This window comes from Snuella lapsa (assembly GCF_039539345.1).
Taxonomy (GTDB): domain Bacteria; phylum Bacteroidota; class Bacteroidia; order Flavobacteriales; family Flavobacteriaceae; genus Snuella; species Snuella lapsa.
Genome location: NZ_BAABCY010000033.1, coordinates 39,917 through 56,883 on the forward strand (window position 1 = coordinate 39,917; position 16,967 = coordinate 56,883).

17 protein-coding genes are annotated in these 16,967 nt (G+C 35.8%); 4 read left to right on the forward strand and 13 right to left on the reverse strand.

The genetic code is table 11. From position 1 onward, the window contains the following. Positions 1-112: 112 nt before the first annotated feature. Genes ABD792_RS05905 through rsgA form a run of 5 tightly spaced genes read right to left on the reverse strand, consistent with a single transcriptional unit; the run spans position 113 to position 5,260 of the window. Positions 113-2,032, reverse strand: a complete 1,920-nt coding sequence (locus tag ABD792_RS05905) for a DUF3857 domain-containing transglutaminase family protein (RefSeq protein ID WP_345004923.1) — start codon at positions 2,030-2,032, stop codon at positions 113-115. Between the two features lie 51 nt (positions 2,033-2,083). After that, entirely contained in the window at positions 2,084-2,617 is a 534-nt protein-coding gene (locus tag ABD792_RS05910; protein ID WP_345004924.1) for a metal-dependent hydrolase, read from the reverse strand. 1 nt (position 2,618) lies between these two features. Next, positions 2,619-3,071, reverse strand: a complete 453-nt coding sequence (gene dtd, locus ABD792_RS05915; protein WP_345004925.1) for a D-aminoacyl-tRNA deacylase — start codon at positions 3,069-3,071, stop codon at positions 2,619-2,621. 41 nt (positions 3,072-3,112) lie between these two features. Continuing rightward, positions 3,113-4,267, reverse strand: coding sequence for a sialidase family protein (locus ABD792_RS05920; RefSeq protein ID WP_345004926.1), 1,155 nt, complete (start codon positions 4,265-4,267; stop codon positions 3,113-3,115). A 36-nt stretch (positions 4,268-4,303) separates the two neighbouring features. Next, positions 4,304-5,260, reverse strand: a complete 957-nt coding sequence (gene rsgA / locus ABD792_RS05925; RefSeq protein ID WP_345004927.1) for a ribosome small subunit-dependent GTPase A — start codon at positions 5,258-5,260, stop codon at positions 4,304-4,306. Positions 5,261-5,346: 86 nt separating this feature from the next. Here rsgA and ABD792_RS05930 point away from each other — a divergent pair, with 86 nt between their 5' ends. After that, a complete protein-coding gene (locus tag ABD792_RS05930; RefSeq protein WP_345004928.1) occupies positions 5,347-5,796 on the forward strand; it encodes a hypothetical protein in 450 nt (149 codons plus the stop codon). Between the two features lie 74 nt (positions 5,797-5,870). Here the strand turns inward: ABD792_RS05930 and ABD792_RS05935 are convergent, their stop codons facing one another. Genes ABD792_RS05935 through ABD792_RS05950 form a run of 4 tightly spaced genes read right to left on the reverse strand, consistent with a single transcriptional unit; the run spans position 5,871 to position 9,852 of the window. Then, positions 5,871-6,953 (reverse strand): chorismate mutase, encoded by a 1,083-nt coding sequence (locus tag ABD792_RS05935; RefSeq protein ID WP_345004929.1) that lies wholly within the window; start codon positions 6,951-6,953, stop codon positions 5,871-5,873. Between the two features lie 11 nt (positions 6,954-6,964). Next, positions 6,965-7,816 (reverse strand): prephenate dehydrogenase, encoded by an 852-nt coding sequence (locus ABD792_RS05940; protein WP_345004930.1) that lies wholly within the window; start codon positions 7,814-7,816, stop codon positions 6,965-6,967. A gap of 39 nt (positions 7,817-7,855) precedes the next feature. Next, complete coding sequence (locus tag ABD792_RS05945; RefSeq protein ID WP_345004931.1) at positions 7,856-9,028, reverse strand: pyridoxal phosphate-dependent aminotransferase; 1,173 nt, start codon at positions 9,026-9,028, stop codon at positions 7,856-7,858. Next, positions 9,025-9,852: a prephenate dehydratase gene (locus ABD792_RS05950; protein WP_345004933.1), complete on the reverse strand. Its 828-nt coding sequence runs from the start codon at positions 9,850-9,852 to the stop codon at positions 9,025-9,027. The genes ABD792_RS05945 and ABD792_RS05950 overlap by 4 nt, the downstream gene beginning before the upstream one ends. 287 nt (positions 9,853-10,139) lie before the next feature. On the opposite strand from ABD792_RS05950, the gene gldA reads away from it, so the two are divergent. From gldA to ABD792_RS05965, 3 genes are all read left to right on the forward strand, one after another. Beyond that, positions 10,140-11,033: a gliding motility-associated ABC transporter ATP-binding subunit GldA gene (gene gldA, locus ABD792_RS05955; protein ID WP_345004934.1), complete on the forward strand. Its 894-nt coding sequence runs from the start codon at positions 10,140-10,142 to the stop codon at positions 11,031-11,033. A 204-nt stretch (positions 11,034-11,237) separates the two neighbouring features. After that, entirely contained in the window at positions 11,238-13,328 is a 2,091-nt protein-coding gene (gene pta / locus ABD792_RS05960) for a phosphate acetyltransferase (RefSeq protein WP_345004936.1), read from the forward strand. 3 nt (positions 13,329-13,331) lie between these two features. Further along, positions 13,332-14,531 carry an acetate/propionate family kinase gene (locus tag ABD792_RS05965; RefSeq protein ID WP_345004937.1) on the forward strand — a complete coding sequence of 400 codons (1,200 nt, stop codon included), beginning with the start codon at positions 13,332-13,334 and terminating at the stop codon, positions 14,529-14,531. A gap of 59 nt (positions 14,532-14,590) precedes the next feature. Here the strand turns inward: ABD792_RS05965 and ABD792_RS05970 are convergent, their stop codons facing one another. The 4 genes from ABD792_RS05970 to ABD792_RS05985 all read right to left on the reverse strand — a co-directional run bounded on the left by ABD792_RS05970 (position 14,591) and on the right by ABD792_RS05985 (position 16,963). Next, positions 14,591-15,337 carry a head GIN domain-containing protein gene (locus ABD792_RS05970; protein ID WP_345004938.1) on the reverse strand — a complete coding sequence of 249 codons (747 nt, stop codon included), beginning with the start codon at positions 15,335-15,337 and terminating at the stop codon, positions 14,591-14,593. Positions 15,338-15,374: 37 nt separating this feature from the next. Beyond that, positions 15,375-15,581, reverse strand: coding sequence for a GIY-YIG nuclease family protein (locus ABD792_RS05975; protein ID WP_345004939.1), 207 nt, complete (start codon positions 15,579-15,581; stop codon positions 15,375-15,377). Continuing rightward, positions 15,574-15,678, reverse strand: coding sequence for a GIY-YIG nuclease family protein (locus tag ABD792_RS05980; RefSeq protein WP_345004940.1), 105 nt, complete (start codon positions 15,676-15,678; stop codon positions 15,574-15,576). The genes ABD792_RS05975 and ABD792_RS05980 overlap by 8 nt, the downstream gene beginning before the upstream one ends. Before the next feature lie 187 nt (positions 15,679-15,865). Then, positions 15,866-16,963, reverse strand: a complete 1,098-nt coding sequence (locus tag ABD792_RS05985) for an acyloxyacyl hydrolase (protein ID WP_345004941.1) — start codon at positions 16,961-16,963, stop codon at positions 15,866-15,868. Positions 16,964-16,967: the final 4 nt, after the last annotated feature.

Here is a 16,967-nt window from a genome sequence, read left to right on the forward strand (position 1 = left end):
GTATCAAGATTTTTTATGGCTCATTTCATGGTTTATGTTTATTGTTTTATTTCAAAGACTTCTAACTTCCATATAAACATTTCTTGATATGGCGAAATTGGTCAAGGATATATTATTTATTTTTAGTTTTGATTAATGCTATTTTTGAATTATCCTGTTTTGCGACTTCTTTATAAAAGTTTCTAAAACTATCGTAATCTTCTTTAGGAAACGCACCATCGCTTACAACAAATTGTCTTTTGTACAATAATGTGCTATCATCTACAACTTCAATTTCTGTTTTATGGCTACCAAACTTAGTCTCAATTATTTTGTTCTTTGGCAGGGATTCAACCTTATAACCTTGTGGCAACTTAATTTCCACTTTATCAACATCTTTAAAGCCCCTAAGAATTTTAAGTGGCCATTTCCTGTCCCTGTAACGGTCTGGTACGTGCGTATTTCTGTTTAAGGCATTTATGGTAACAAGCATTCTATCTCCGATTACTTTTGCATAATTGGACGTGTTAAAACCAATCGTTTCAACAAACACAACATTGTTTTTGTCATTTTCAATGTTCATTTTATCAATGGCTAACCCATTTATATACTTCCAGCGCTTTTTATAATGAACATCTAAGTCTCTTTCGGTTTCGGTTTCCAGCCAATATTTATCATCATACTGTATGCCCTTAGATCTAATACTTACAGTAGCTTCTATACCCCCTTCATTGGTAATACTATAACTCGCGTTTAAAACTTGCGTGCTCTCTTCGGTCGTGTACTTTTTGGTGTGAACTATCTTCCCGCCTTCTGGTGTTATTACCAATACATCCCTGTCGTCTGTAAAATCTCCAATAAACCCGAATGGTAATTTTTGACTCGTACATTCTAACCAAATATCTTCCTGATCTTCGACTGGGATATTGAGAATCACATGGTTTCCTTGTACTGAAGCAAAGTTGTTTTCTATATTTCTCTGACCACTTCCAGCATATACGACAGCATAATTAGAATTAAGTCCAGCTGCCTTTAACAAAGACATGGTATAGTTTGTTAACCCTTTACAATCTCCATAACCTAACTTATCTACTTCAGAGGCGTTAAAAGGCTTCCACCCGCCAATTCCTACCTGAACACTTATGTAACGCACTTTATCTTGAACGTATTTGTAAATTTTTTTAGCCTTATCAATATCCGTTTTTTCATCTTTAACCAAATCCTTAACCATATTAATGGTACTTTCGGGTAAATCGTGGGTGTCTTTTATTAAATCATGATACATCCATTTTCCAAAATCGTTCCAGTCCTCAACAGTAGTTTGCACTCCTTCCAAAGCAAACTGTTGGGAAGCAAATAACACTTTTGGCATGGTATCGCTAAACAAAGGGCTATAATCTTCTGGTCTGGTAGCTTCAATATTTTTTGCCTTATAAAAAACCTTACCTGATAATTCTTCCTTTTCTATATTAATTCCTTCAAGATTTCTTTCCTTCTTTCTAATGGTTAAACCTTCAGCATAAACAAGGGAATAAGAACTGTTTTCTACACTAACAAAATAATCATTTAAGGGCATAAACGGCCTTATAAATGCTGTATTATTAGTATGTATCTCGTATGTAAACTCAATAGTATATGGATAACTAATGGGTGTGTATTCTAAATATTTAACCCTGGAGTCTGAATACAAAGTACCGCCGTCAACCGCACTAACATCCTTAAATTCGTTCTTTTTTATTTTTTTTATTTGATTACCCAGATGGTTAAAGACCAAAACCTCTAATGTTTTAATCTTTACATTGTTATCGTAATGCACATAGGCATCAACAGCTGCATCTCCTTCTTTATTTAATACGGTCACAATGCGTTTCTCTGTAATCACCATTTCATCTGATGACTTCAATAAAACATTTGTTTCGCAAGATCTGACAACCGCATTGGCATACTGTTTTAAATTATCGGGAATTAAAAAACTATTGTATAATTTCCCTTGGGAAGAGGCCATTAAAGTTGTGAAGAAAAAAACAACTTTAATACTATTCTTAATGCTCATAAACTATTTGGTTAGATGCAAAAACAACGCTTTGCAAAAGATTTAATTAACTTAAGGTTTAAACTCCTTATCTTTCTTAGGGCGTATTAAAAATCTTATACCAAATATAATAAAACACGGCATAAAAACGTACTTAAATTCGCTAAAAATTACCCTAAGTCCCCATTCTGAAAAAAAGCGTTTCACACCTAAAGGCGACACCCTTATTGTTCTAAGTGGAAAGAAAAAACGATTATCATTGAAAGGAATAAAAAAACCGACGCCTTTACCTCCAGTGGTCATGGCATCTAGAATTCCATGTGATAGCGTCGTCAAAAAAATAACCAAAAACCAGATAAGTTTATGCTTCTTTCCGAATATTAGCATTAAAACAAGTGCCCATATCAGCGCAAAGACAATTGAATGGGTAAAACCACGATGCCCCATAGGATGCATATACGGCACCCCCAATTTAAATCCGATAACATCCAGATCCGGAAGCATGGCTGAAATGATCGCGGCTACCAATAACCACTTTGTATTTTGGTTATCGATAAGTTTTGTTATGGTATACCCAACAATGCTGTGCCCAAAAACGGAAGCCATTTTATTCTTTGTTTTTAGAATCGACTATAATAGTAACCGGACCATCGTTCACCAATGCCAATTTCATATCGGCACCAAATATGCCCGTTTGCACTTTCTTACCTAAATCAATTTCTAATTGACTTATAAAACTTTCGTACAAAGGAATGGCTATATCTGGCTTTGCCGCTCTAATATAACTAGGCCTGTTTCCTTTTTTGGTAGATGCGTGTAGCGTAAACTGACTAACAACAACAACTTCGCCATCAACATCCAATATAGAATCATTCATCACACCGTTATCATCATTAAAAATACGCATGTTGACTATTTTTTTAGTCAACCAATTAATATCTTCTTTTGTGTCATCATTAACAATCCCTAAAAGAACCATTATTCCGTTACCAATTGAAGCTACTATTTCTCCATCTATGGTTACACTGGATTTTAAAACGCGCTGTAATACTACTTTCATTTTTTATTCTTATGTCCCAGAATTAATCATCATTAATGCAACTACAGTTCGCTTTTAGGTATTATTTTATAACGAATACCTTCATAAGGGTTTTTGTTGCCCGCCTCATACAAAACAAGGATATTTCCATTTTGCGTTGCTGTTAAATCCGAATACGCTGCATGCGACTCATAAATAACGATCTTGCGACTCCAATTTAACCCTTCATCATAACTTACAGAGAGCACCATATTTGTTCTTGTATCTGGATCTGCAGGATTGGTAAATAACAGTATATTTTTATTATCTTTTTTAACCGACAATAGTGCTCCCTGACATCTGGGCTCCGGCAATTTTTCATCGAATACTTGATCAGTCCATGTATTACCACCATCTTTACTATATGCTACTTGTCGGGCTTTAATAGTGTCTCTTTTATAGTTGCGCATGTTTAGCATTAAATCACCATTTGACAATTCTGCCACAGTACATTCATTAACTTGATCCCTGGGGGTTTTCCCTCCTAATTTCCATGTAACACCGTGATCGTCAGAATAAATAACATGGGAATAATAGCGTTTAGATTCTTTTTCGATATGATCGCAGGGAATCACTAACCTACCTTTATGAGGTCCGTTTCTTAATTGGATACCGTGAACGGGACCTGTGGCATACCATGTCCAATCATCTTGTTTAACATACGCTGTGATATCTTTAGGATGAGACCAGGTCTTTCCTTCGTCTGTGGATGTTAATTGAAATACTAATCTACTATCTATACTTGTACCATTGATGATTTCAGATTCATGATCTTTGCCATTGTTCCATGTAGCCAACAAATGAATTTGTCCAGTCTCGACATCTACAACAGGTGCTGGGTTTCCGCATACGTTGTCCCCATTATCCCAAACTACTTTTAGATCACTCCATGTAACACCATTATCAACCGATTGTTTCATAACCAAATCAATATCCCCCGTGTCGGAACATCCAGATTTCCTAGCTTCGCAAAAGGCTAAAATAGTCCCACTATTGGTTGTTACAAGTGCTGGAATTCTAAAACAAGCGTATCCTTCTTCTCCTTGTTTAAACAAGATATTGGATTCACTTACCTCATTAGGCTTGTTTTCTGATCGATTATCTAAACCCAAGTATTGTTGTTTCAAGGACATAACACCTAACAAAAAAATTGAAACAACTAACAGACTATCCTTCATCTAATTAATATTTAGGTTACTAAAATTCAATAAATTTCACACACCATCCCGCTCCCAGTTATCTGTACGATAATGTTCTTCATCTCCCTCTATAATTTGTATATAGCTACGGTAACGGGAATATGCTATCTCTCCTTTATCCAATGCTTCCTTTACTGCACAACGGGGTTCTTGAATATGCAAACAGTTATTGAATTTACAATCTTGCTTTAACGCAAAAAATTCCGGAAAATAATCCCCCACTTCCTCTTTGTCCATATCCACTACTCCAAACCCCTTTATACCTGGCGTATCTATAATTTTAGCTCCAAATTCCAAATCGAACATTTCTGCAAACGTAGTGGTATGCTGTCCCTGCATATGTTGTACGGAGATTTCTTTTGTCTTAATATTTAAATTAGGCTCGATAGCATTTACGAGTGTTGATTTACCAACGCCCGAATGCCCAGAAAACATACTCACCTTGCCTTTCATTAACTTTTTAACCTTATCGATATTCTTTCCTGTTGCTGCTGAAATACCAATACATTCGTACCCTATCTTTCTATACACATGAGCTAGGTATTTTACTTCCAAAAGTGTTTCTTCGTCGTAGGTATCGACTTTATTAAACAGTAAAATAGTATTAACAGAATAAGCATTGGCGGTTACTAAAAACCGATCTATAAAACTGGTTAAGGTTGGTGGGTTATTGATAGTAATCATTAAAAACACCTGATCGATATTGGCCGATATAATATGTGTTTGCTTAGAAAGGTTAACCGATTTTCGAACAATGTAATTTGTCCTATCATGAATCTTATGGATAACTCCTGACACTTGATTATTATGGGTCTCCAAAGTAAAGTCCACAAGATCCCCAACAGCAATGGGGTTGGTGCTTTTAATACCTTTAATACGAAATTTTCCTTTTATACGGCATTCGTACGTGTCCCCAAATTCTGTTTTTACAGTATACCAGCTGCCTGTAGATTTATATACGCGTCCTGTCATATTTTTTCAAAAGTAACTTAAATTAATCTTTTTTTACGTAAGAATATATTTATATTCGCCATTTAATTTTACAAACAATCTACATCATGAAAAAATTATTAACCGTATTAAGTATTTCGTTAATTTCCTTTATCCAATCGAACGCTCAGGTAGAGTACAAAATCGTTACCAGTGTAGAATCCATTGTTCCCAATGGCTTAGGACGGTCCAGGATGATTAGCGCCAACGACACAAAGGACTATAAAGAATTCACAACAACACAAACAGAAGATGACAATACACGAAACAAATCCAAACGTGATGAAATAAGAGTTAAGGGATTTGATGAAACAAAATTATTAAACTTTTACAACCTTGGTGGAATCCGTTTTCAAAATATTGCCGCAAACGATGCTATCATTACTTCAAAAATCAATACTATGATTGAAGAAGGGTGGGAATTAGCTTTTGTTACCAGTGCTGTAGAAAGTGAAGGAGGAAAAGGAGACGGAAAAGGAATTTTTATTACGCGCTATATTTTTAAGAGAAATAAATAACAGTGCAGTGCTATTCAATTGAAAAGGCAAAGCCCCGCAAATGCGGGGCTTTGCCTTTGTTAACCCAAGAACTTTTAACTATTAATTATCTTTTCTTGATGGTTTATAGATTCTTGGTGGATCGCCTTAAACATTTTAAGAATAAATTCTTCACTTAATCCGTGTTGCTCGCCTTCCAAAACCATTTTACCCAAAATCTCATTCCATCGCTTAGACTGTAAAACGGCTACATTTTTTTGCTTCTTAAGCTCACCAATACCATCGGCAGCTTCCATGCGCTTGCCAAGTAACTCAATAATCTGGTTGTCAACCACATCGATCTGAGCTCTTAAATTATCAAGTGACTTATTGTATTCTGCCTCAGAATCAGTTTCTTTTCTAATCTTTAAATCCTTCATGATCTGAACTAAGGTTGAGGGCGTTACCTGTTGGGCCGCATCACTCCAAGCATTATCTGGATCGTAATGTGTTTCGATCATTAAACCATCAAAGTTCAAATCCAACGCTTCCTGAGACACATCAAAGATCATATCTCTCTTACCTGTAATATGAGATGGGTCATTAATTAATGGGATATCTGGAAACTTATTTTGAAACTCAATAGCTAATTGCCACTCTGGAATATTACGGTACTTTGTTTTTTGATAGGTAGAAAACCCTCTATGGATAGCTCCTATATTTTTAACGCCCGAATTATATATTCTTTCAATACCTCCTAACCACAAAGCTAAATCGGGATTTACAGGGTTTTTTATTAGCACAGGCTTATCCGTTCCTTCCAAAGCATCTGCTATCTCCTGCATGATAAATGGGCTTACTGTAGAACGCGCTCCAATCCAAAGTAAATCGATATCATGTTCTAAAGCTAATTTTACATGAGCTGCATTGGCTACCTCGGTACAAACTTTCATACCTGTTTCTTCTTTAACTTTTTGCAACCATTTAAGCCCTAACGCCCCAACACCTTCAAACATACCTGGTCGCGTTCTTGGCTTCCATATACCTGCTCTAAAGTAGTTAACATCGGTATCTTTAAGTTCATGTGCTATTTTCAGCACTTGCTCTTCTGTTTCTGCACTACATGGACCTGCTATTACTAAGGGATGATCTAAATTTAGCTCATCCAACCAGGTTCTCATTTCTTTTTTGTTTTCCATAATTTTAATACTTAACTAATTCCTTCTAAAATGTCCTTTATATGATTGGTATTTTTCATCTCATCAAAAACAGCTTCAAAATCGTCAGATTCCATAAGCTTTTTAAAATGAGTGAGATTATTAATGTACTCCTCTAAAGTTTCTATAACGTTTGTTTTATTTTGTCTAAAAATTGGTGTCCACATTTCGGGCGAACTTTTTGCCAACCGAACTGTTGATGCAAATCCACTACCTGCCATATCAAAAATATCCCGTTCATTCTTCTCCTTTTCTATAACGGTTTTACCCAACATAAATGAACTAATATGTGATAAATGCGACACATAAGCTATGTGCTTGTCATGCGCTTCTGGATTCATATACCGAATACGCATGCCCATAAATTTAAATAACTCCAACGCTTTTTCCTGAAGCTTGAATGTTGTTTTTTCAACTTCACAAATGATATTAGTCTTTCCCACAAACAAATTACTGATTGCTGCAGAAGGCCCCGAATATTCGGTTCCCGCTATGGGGTGCATGGCCAAAAAATTTCGACGCTTGGGATGGTTTTCAACAGCTTTACATATATCCAATTTGGTAGATCCTGCATCTATAACCAAAGCAGAATCTGACACCTTATCCAAAACCGTAGGCAACAACTTTACCGTAGCATCTACTGGAATAGCCAAGATGACCAAATCTGCATAGGCAATATCATCCAAAGTCGCTTTTTTATCTATTAAGTTTAAAGACAGAGCTTCTTCCAATGTAGCATCTTTTCTACTAATACCATGAATTACCACTTCTGGGTCATTTCTTTTGATATCTATAGCAAGACTACCACCTATTAAACCAATTCCTATTATGTATATATTTTTCATAGTTTTTGCTTCTTAAATCATCTGCAAAAAATAAATCTACTAGTGTTCTATTTTGTTCATTGATTCTCCTTTCACTCTCGCTATGGCTTCTTCTAAACTTTCTTCTGATGCACATAAAGAAAAACGGATATAGCCTTCACCTTGACTCCCAAAAATAGTTCCGGGTGTAATAAATATATGTTGTTCCTTAAGAGCTTTATCAATAAATTCTTCTGCCTTTAGCCCAGAGGGCAACTTTGCCCACACAAACAAACCGGTTGCATTTTTATCGTATGTACACTGCAACGCATCAGCCAGTTGCCACACTAAATTACGGCGCTTTTTATATACACTATTAAGTGTACTATACCACATTTTTGAACATTTTAAAGCTTCAATTGCTCCTTTTTGGATACCGTAAAACATACCGGAGTCCATATTACTTTTAACTTTCAGAACATTACTTATATGCTCACTGTCTCCAACAACCATACCTACTCGCCATCCTGCCATATTAAAGGTTTTGCTTAACGAATTAAGCTCTAAGCAAACAGATTTTGCACCTTCTACACTTAATATACTTTTAGGGTTGTCGTTAAGCACAAAACTATAAGGGTTGTCGTTTACTATTAAAATATGATGACGCTTAGCAAAGGCAACCAAATCTTCAAACAAACTTTCTGTGGGCTGCGCCCCGGTAGGCATATGCGGATAATTTAACCACATTAACTTTACCTTGCTCAAGTCTTGTTTTTCTAAGCTCTCCAAATCGGGCAACCAATTATTGTCTTCACTCAATTCATAAAAAACAGGTGTGGCACCTAGCAATCTTGTAACCGATTGGTAAGTTGGGTATCCCGGATTAGGAATTAGTACGGCATCGCCTTCATTAAGATATGCCATCGATATGTGCATAATCCCTTCCTTACTCCCCATAAGAGGCAATACTTCTACCGAAGGGCTTAAATACACCCCAAATTGTTCTTTATAAAACCCTGCAATAGCTTCCCTTAACTCCGGAAGCCCTTGATAACTTTGATATTTGTGCGCGTTAGAATCCAACAGCCCCTTGGTCAATGCATCTACAACTTTTTGTGGTGGTTGCATATCGGGACTACCAATGCCTAAGTTAATTACAGGCTTACCACTTGCTATAAGTAAGTTTACCTCTCTTAATTTTTTAGAGAAGTAATATTCTTCAACCGTATGCAATCTCTTTGCAACCTCAATCATAATTTTGCGTTTTTATATTCTCCCAAAATCTTAAATCCCTGCCCCATGATATCTATAATAGTTTTAGCCTTTTTAAAGTTGTCATACGACTCGAAAGTAACATCTACAAAAAAGGCATACTTCCAAGGTGTTTCAATAATTGGCAACGATTGTATTTTTGTTAAGTTAAGTTTACAATCACTCATAACATTTAAAATGGCTGCTAAACTCCCTCGCTTATGTTCGGTTTCAAACTTTACAGATGCCTTGTTAATTTCATTTTCCGGCACCTCGGAGTTTACGCGCTTTACAATGGCAAACCGCGTTTCATTATGTGTTATGGTTTGAATACTATGGGCCAAAATATCCAATCCAAATATACTGGCAGCCATATCGCTGGCAATCGCACCAACACCTTTTAGCTGTCCCTCATGAATACGTTGCGCTACTTCGGCCGTATCTTTATCTTCTACCAATTTAATATGCGGATAAAACTTAAAGAACTCCTTACACTGTAATAAAGCCATAGGATGCGAATACACCTCTTTTATATCCTCTATACTTTGATTTGGTAACACCATCAAGTTATGCTGTATATCTAGGTAATGTTCCCCTACTACATGTAAATTATACTTATCTATAAGTGCATAATTTGGAATGATAGATCCAGCAATAGAATTCTCTAAGGCCATAATGGCGGCATCACATTCTTTAGTTATCAAAGCATCAACAACCCTATCGAACGTTAAACATTCAACAACATCGACCGGCTTGTTAAAAAATTGCTGCGATACAATATGATGAAAAGAACCTTTTACACCCTGTATAGCTACCGTTTTGATCATATTACAAAAAAAAGTCCCGATTTTCATCGAGACTCATATTAAAATTTATTGTTATAAATTATACATACAACGCCTCGGTTCCTTTGCTAAAAAAGAAATAAAACCAGTTGTTAAAATATGTATAATATACTCTTGTTGTCATAATTACGCAGCTAAAGTAATTAATATTTTTAGAAATCAAAATAGTATAAAACCTTTTTTACGTATTTATTAAAAATTTTAAAGATTAACCAATAAAACCAACTTTACATTATATAATCATTATTTTTGAACAAATAATTTCAAATATGTCTATTGAAGTAGAAGGGATCTCAAAGCTTTACGGAAACCAAAAAGCACTAAATAATGTTTCATTTAAAATTGAAAAACCAGAAATAGTTGGTTTTTTAGGTCCCAACGGTGCGGGAAAATCGACTATGATGAAAATATTAACCACCTACATTAATGCAAGTAAGGGCATCGCAAAAGTTAATAATCACGATATAAATGACCAAAGTCATAACGTACAGCGAAGTGTTGGTTATTTACCTGAACATAATCCCCTATACCTAGACATGTATGTGAAAGAATATCTGACTTTTAATGCCAACATATACAAGGTAGACAAACAGCGCATCAATGAAGTAGTTGAACTTACAGGATTGACTCCAGAAATTCATAAAAAAATAGGCCAACTCTCAAAGGGCTATCGGCAACGCGTAGGCTTAGCCAATGCCTTACTACACGACCCCGACGTTTTGATTCTAGACGAACCCACAACCGGCTTAGACCCCAACCAATTGGTAGACATCCGTTCGCTAATAAAAACAATAGGCAAGACAAAAACGGTATTTCTTTCTACCCACATTATGCAAGAAGTTGAAGCCATGTGCGATCGGGTAATTATTATTAATAACGGAGAAATTGTTGCCGATAAAAAATTAAATGAAATACAAGAAGGAGACACTCAAATCGTTGTTGTAGAATTTGATTACCGCGTAGAGGATGCCTTCTTACTAAAACTACCAAAAGTAAAGAGTGTAACAAATACTCATGGTTTTGTTTATGAGATCACATTTGAAACCACACAGGATATGCGTTCCCATGTGTTTGATTTTGCCTACGACAATCAATTGAAGATCTTGCAACTCAACCAAAAGAATACCAGTTTGGAAGCCTTGTTCAGAGATTTAACCGCTTAGCATACTTTTCTTTAAATCCTACTCGTTTTAGACTCCTGCTGATTTTAAGAAGAAGTATGACAAATATCATCTTTACCAAACTATTAAGGTGCTAATTTTGCCCTATCATATTATTTCGATAATTGATATATAAGGTATGAACAAAAGCGCAACTCATTACCAAAAACATCTGGTAAAAAGTTATCTTTAAACAAAAACACTAAGATGAGCAAAGGAATTTATGTAGCTACCATCGAGCCGAATAGCGGTAAATCTGTTATAGTACTCGGCTTAATGCGAATGCTTTTAGGAAAGACAGCTACAGTAGGTTATTTTAGACCAATTATAGAAGACGTTGAAACCGATGAAATGGATAATCACATAAACACAGTGATTTCCCATTTCGAAATTGATCTTAATTACAAAAAAACATTTGCTTTTACCAGAAGCCAAGTTCTTGATCTATACAACCAAGGAAGATCTGGAGATGTGATTGACGAAATCATTAAAAAATATAAACATCTTGAAGAACGTTTTGATTTTGTTCTTGTAGAAGGTACCGATTTCTCACATGAAAATTCTAGTTTAGAGCTAGACATAAACATATTAATTTCCAAAAACCTAGGTATTCCCGCTATTATTGTATCTCAGGGTGACGGAAAAAATTCAAAAGAAATTGTAGATAGCATTCAACTGGCCTACGACACATTCAAAGAAGAAGTCGACGTACTCTCTATTATGGCCAATAAGATTGCTCCTGAAGAAATTGACACTTTAAAAAAATCGTTAAAAAGCCGTATTAACGACAACACAGACATAAGTGTTATTCCCAAAATACAAAGCTTGCTCAATCCAACAATAAAAGAAATTGTAAAATCTTTAGACGGTAAGATTCTTTTTGGAAAAGACCTCCTAAACAACCAAGTAGAGAGTTTTAGTGTGGGCGCCATGCAATTACGCAATTATTTAACACACTTAAAAGACAACGCTCTGGTAATTACCCCAGGAGATAGGGCAGATATTATCCTAGGCGCACTACAAGCGAATATCTCTAAAAATTACCCTAAAATATCTGGTATCATACTTACTGGCGGGCTAATTCCCGAACAACCCATTTTAAAACTAATAGAAGGGCTCTCAAGTGTCGTTCCCATTATTAGTGTTTACGGAGGCACTTTCTTGGTCACCAATACAATTGGAAGTATTAAATCCCGAATTTATGCTGAAAACATTGAAAAAATTACAGCTTCCATTTCTACATTCGAAAAACATGTTAATACCGATAAATTAGCTAATGACCTTATCACTTTCCAATCGGACATCTTTACTCCAAGAATGTTTCAATACAATCTGTTACAACGTGCGCTAAAAAACAAAAAACACATTGTTTTACCTGAAGGCTACGATGAACGAATTTTACGTGCCACAGCTCGTCTGGTTGAAGCCCAGGTTGTTGATTTAACGCTAATTGGTGAAAAGGACAAAATACAGGAACGTATCGAAAAGTTTGATATTTCATTAGACATGGAAACTATAAACATCGTTTCTCCTACCAAATCAGTTCATTTTGAGGACTATGTCAACACCTTATACGAACTCAGAAAACACAAGGATGTAACCTTACAAATGGCTAGGGATATGATGACCGATGTATCCTATTTTGGAACCATGATGATCTATAAAGGTCATGCGGACGGTATGGTATCTGGAGCCGTTCATACAACACAACATACCTTACGCCCTGCTCTGCAGTTTATAAAAACCAAGCCTGGCGTAAACATCGTATCATCTATATTCTTTATGTGCTTGGGAGATCGCATATCCGTTTTTGGCGATTGTGCCATTAACCCGAATCCAAATGCAGAACAGCTAGCCGAAATAGCTATCTCATCGGCGCAAACGGCTGAGAACTTTGGTATTGAACCTAAAGTCGCTATGTTGTCCTATTCATCAGGTGCATCAGGAAAAGGCATTGACGTTGAAAAGGTAAGAGATGCCACTGAGATTGTTAAACAACAATCTCCCAATTTAAAAATTGAAGGTCCCATACAATATGATGCTGCTGTAGATATGCGCATTGGAAAAAGCAAACTCCCCGATTCGGATGTTGCTGGTCGTGCCAGTGTATTGATCTTCCCAGATCTAAATACAGGCAACAACACCTATAAAGCAGTACAACGTGAAACTGGTGCTTTAGCCATAGGCCCTGTATTACAAGGTCTCAACAAACCTGTTAATGATTTGAGCCGTGGTTGTACCGCCGATGATATTTATAGTACCGTTATTATTACCGCCATACAGGCACAAGAATTTTAAATTATGCAAGTACTCGTATTAAACTCCGGTAGTTCCTCTATAAAATTTCAATTATTTTCAATGCCTGAGGCCAGCATTTTGTGTTCTGGTCTTATAGAACGCATTGGTTTTGAAGATGCCCTATTCAACTTTAAAACAAACGGTAAAACCATTACGCTTGAAACACCCATTTTAAACCACAAAGACGGTTTAAAGCTTTTGGCCGAGCATCTTTTAAATAAGGACATAGGCATTATAAAAACTTCTGATGACATCAGCATAGTTGGGCACCGGGTCGTGCACGGAGGCAAACACTTTAGTGAAACCACAGAAATAACAGAAACCGTAAAAGAAAAGATCAGACGGTTATCTTCCTTGGCGCCTTTACACAACCCCGCCAACTTACAGGGTATTGAAGTCGCCGAAGACATCTTTCCCAATGCAAAACAAATAGCTGTATTTGATACGGCCTTCCACCAATCCATACCAGAGTACGCCTATAAGTATGCTATCCCGAGTAAATTTTCCGATGAATATAACATTCGGGTCTATGGTTTTCATGGAACCAGTCATAAATATGTTTCCGAAAAAGCCATTGATTATCTAGGCAAAAAAGAGTCTAAAATTGTAACCATTCACTTAGGCAATGGATGTAGTATGACAGCGGTAAAAAACGGCAAAAGCATTGACCATTCATTAGGTTTTTCGCCAAATACTGGTCTTATTATGGGAACGCGATCCGGTGATATTGACTCCTCAATTATCTTTTATCTGGCCAAAAAACTAAATTTTAGCTTAGATGAAATTAACACCTTACTTCAAAAAGAAAGTGGCATGTTGGGGCTTACAGGTTTTAGCGACCTGAGGGATATAGAAGAGGAAGCTGCCAAAGGTAATAAATCCTGTGAGCTCGCTTTACAAATGAATGCTTATCGTATAAAAAAATATATTGGTAGCTATGCGGCTATATTAAACGGGCTGGATGCTATAGTCTTTACAGCGGGTATTGGTGAAAACTCACAACTGATGCGCCGGTTAGTATGCGAAGATCTTGATTTCCTCGGAATAGCAATTGATACTCAGAAAAACGAAATAAAATCCCAAGAGATACGATCTATCGGCCAAAAGGATGCTAATGTGGAAATTTTAGTCATTCCTACCAACGAAGAATTGGAAATAGCTAAACAGGCTATGGGTTTGTATCAGGATAAGCCTATTTGCTAATTTTTAGGTCTTTTAAAGTATTCTTGTCAGGTCGATTGCTGTCGAGGTCATAAAGAGGACTATTTAAAAATCAAACGTCCTTTATAGAGTTCTACCACATCTATAACATTAGGTTTAGTGTGAGCTATTACATTACCCGCTCCTGATATTTTTCCTTTTATTGATTGCTGTGGATTTACTATCATATCATTAGAACCTCTATTCCACAATGTGACATTTTGAGCTTCTAAATTTTGCCCTTCAAAACGTGAAGTTCCTGCCGCAAACGTAATGTGCAAATCATTGGTTTTCCCCGAGATAAAACAATTGGAAAGGTTGTTAAAAACAACTTTAAACGTCTCATTATCTATTTGCAACTTAACATTGGCATTAGTAAACGTATTGGGAGCACCAAAATCCTCAGACAGAATGGTTAAACTTGGATACGTAAGCACACCTTCAGAACTTATATCGTATTGTGTAGAGCTTCGTATTTCAGTAATATTAGGAGCCGTAATATACACTTTGGTAACACCGTATTCCCGAACATAATTACAGGTATTATTATCGGTTAATATCAATTTGCCTTCTACGACCACGGCTTCTACATCATTAATCAGGTTTTTTCCGGTCTCAACAACAACTTTTTGTTCGGTACCATCTTTCACAATAAGTTCGATATCCCTATTCACTAAAACCTTATCAAAATTAGCCACATCAACAGTTTGCTGAATGATGGCTCCTGTTTTTTGAAAACAGTCATTAGCATTTTCATTGTCGCAAGCGAGTGTTAAAAGCAGAATTAACCCATAAAATATTTTTCTCATTGTTTTCTTGTCATTCTGCGCTACGACGCAGAATCCATTATAATGACCAATCATAAGACAAATCTTCCCAATTTTTATTATCTTTTTCAATTAAATCTATTTTCCATGATCTATTCCAATTCTTAAATTGCTTTTCTCTTTTTATTGCATCATTTACATATTGAAACTGCTCAAAATACACTAATTTTTTTAAGCCATATCTTTTAGAGAACCCTTCAATTATTTCATTCTTATGTTCAAACATCCTTTCTTTCTAAATCATTGGTCATTCCAATATATAATGTTCCATTTTTCTTGTTAGTTAAAAAATACACATAAAATTGATAATAATTCCCTTTCATCTGTTAATTTTTTATTGTTCTTTAGTGATCAAATGCGATGCCTAAATTATCATGTACTCACGTGTTTTTATTTTGAAAATAGGAGTTCGTGAATCTTCGATTTCGGTTGGGTTTACAACTTTTTGTTAATGGGTATTTCATAATTTACTATAGATTCTGCGTCGTAGCGCAGAATGACAAAACTTATTTACAACCTGATCCCAACACCTAATTCAACCGCCTCAGCTTTGGCACCGTGTGATTTTAAGGTTAATGCCCCAAACCACTTTTTACTAAAATAGCGTTTTAACCCTATTCTTATATAAGCACGTCCCTCAAAATCAAAAGGGTAATACACATAATAGCCTAATTGCGTTACCAATGACGTTCTATTTACAAACAATTCATGACCTGCAAATACGCCAACGCGCTTATGGTCTTCGTCTCCAGAGACATTATCTTCTGGAAATGCAACAGATTTGTAATGAATCAACTCTTTTAAAAAATTGGAAAAGAAAACATCTGTTCCCAGCTGAATGGCACTTTTTCTGTTAATACGCTTATCTGCATATACAGAAACCACATAAAACGGGAATTGTCCACTGTCCACAACATCGCTTTCATTTATTCCAGTTCTAAAAGCCAGATTATACTTTACGGGTTCCTTAAATATTTTATCGTTTTCATCAAGTGTATATTGGTATTCCTGAATCGTATCATCTAAGTTATAAGTAATTCCTAAGTTAAACGTTATGGAATTGATACTGGTATTTGGTGCTTTTACATTTGCGTTTGAATAATGTATTAAGGACAGTCCGCCCTGTAATCCCAATCTGTCAAGAATACGTTCTTTTTTATAATTCAGCATCACATAGGTACTACTCATAACATGTGTACCAAAAGCATTATTTCGATAATTGTTTTCCTTATCATACGGATTATTGGTATAAGCCAATCCTTGGCCAATACGAAACATAAGACACCGTTTTAAAAAGTAAAAATTATAATGTGCATAAGCAGAAACCACATTACCCAACACCTTATTTTTAAGATTCTGATAAGCAAAGGACACACCATAATCGGGATAATTATAACGCTGTTCCCATTTGTTAAAACCAAATGTTTTTTGGTTCCAACCAACAATAACCCCTTCGGGGTGGCCTTTAATTAAATGAAGGATATCGTTATTGTGTAAAGCGATGTTGCCTTTAAAATAGTTAACATCTATATAAGTGGCATGCTGGTTGTCTTGAGAAAAAGACACACAACATAGGGCACAGAACATTGAGAAAAATAGAAGCCTCATGTAG

Coding starts and splice junctions, on each gene's coding strand:
- ABD792_RS05905 (WP_345004923.1), bottom strand. CDS start 2,032: ATGAGCATTAAGAATAGTATTAAAGTTGTTTTTTTCTTCACAACTTTA.
- ABD792_RS05910 (WP_345004924.1), bottom strand. CDS start 2,617: ATGGCTTCCGTTTTTGGGCACAGCATTGTTGGGTATACCATAACAAAA.
- dtd (WP_345004925.1), bottom strand. CDS start 3,071: ATGAAAGTAGTATTACAGCGCGTTTTAAAATCCAGTGTAACCATAGAT.
- ABD792_RS05920 (WP_345004926.1), bottom strand. CDS start 4,267: ATGAAGGATAGTCTGTTAGTTGTTTCAATTTTTTTGTTAGGTGTTATG.
- rsgA (WP_345004927.1), bottom strand. CDS start 5,260: ATGACAGGACGCGTATATAAATCTACAGGCAGCTGGTATACTGTAAAA.
- ABD792_RS05930 (WP_345004928.1), top strand. CDS start 5,347: ATGAAAAAATTATTAACCGTATTAAGTATTTCGTTAATTTCCTTTATC.
- ABD792_RS05935 (WP_345004929.1), bottom strand. CDS start 6,953: ATGGAAAACAAAAAAGAAATGAGAACCTGGTTGGATGAGCTAAATTTA.
- ABD792_RS05940 (WP_345004930.1), bottom strand. CDS start 7,816: ATGAAAAATATATACATAATAGGAATTGGTTTAATAGGTGGTAGTCTT.
- ABD792_RS05945 (WP_345004931.1), bottom strand. CDS start 9,028: ATGATTGAGGTTGCAAAGAGATTGCATACGGTTGAAGAATATTACTTC.
- ABD792_RS05950 (WP_345004933.1), bottom strand. CDS start 9,852: ATGATCAAAACGGTAGCTATACAGGGTGTAAAAGGTTCTTTTCATCAT.
- gldA (WP_345004934.1), top strand. CDS start 10,140: ATGTCTATTGAAGTAGAAGGGATCTCAAAGCTTTACGGAAACCAAAAA.
- pta (WP_345004936.1), top strand. CDS start 11,238: ATGAGCAAAGGAATTTATGTAGCTACCATCGAGCCGAATAGCGGTAAA.
- ABD792_RS05965 (WP_345004937.1), top strand. CDS start 13,332: ATGCAAGTACTCGTATTAAACTCCGGTAGTTCCTCTATAAAATTTCAA.
- ABD792_RS05970 (WP_345004938.1), bottom strand. CDS start 15,337: ATGAGAAAAATATTTTATGGGTTAATTCTGCTTTTAACACTCGCTTGC.
- ABD792_RS05975 (WP_345004939.1), bottom strand. CDS start 15,581: ATGTTTGAACATAAGAATGAAATAATTGAAGGGTTCTCTAAAAGATAT.
- ABD792_RS05980 (WP_345004940.1), bottom strand. CDS start 15,678: ATGAAAGGGAATTATTATCAATTTTATGTGTATTTTTTAACTAACAAG.
- ABD792_RS05985 (WP_345004941.1), bottom strand. CDS start 16,963: ATGAGGCTTCTATTTTTCTCAATGTTCTGTGCCCTATGTTGTGTGTCT.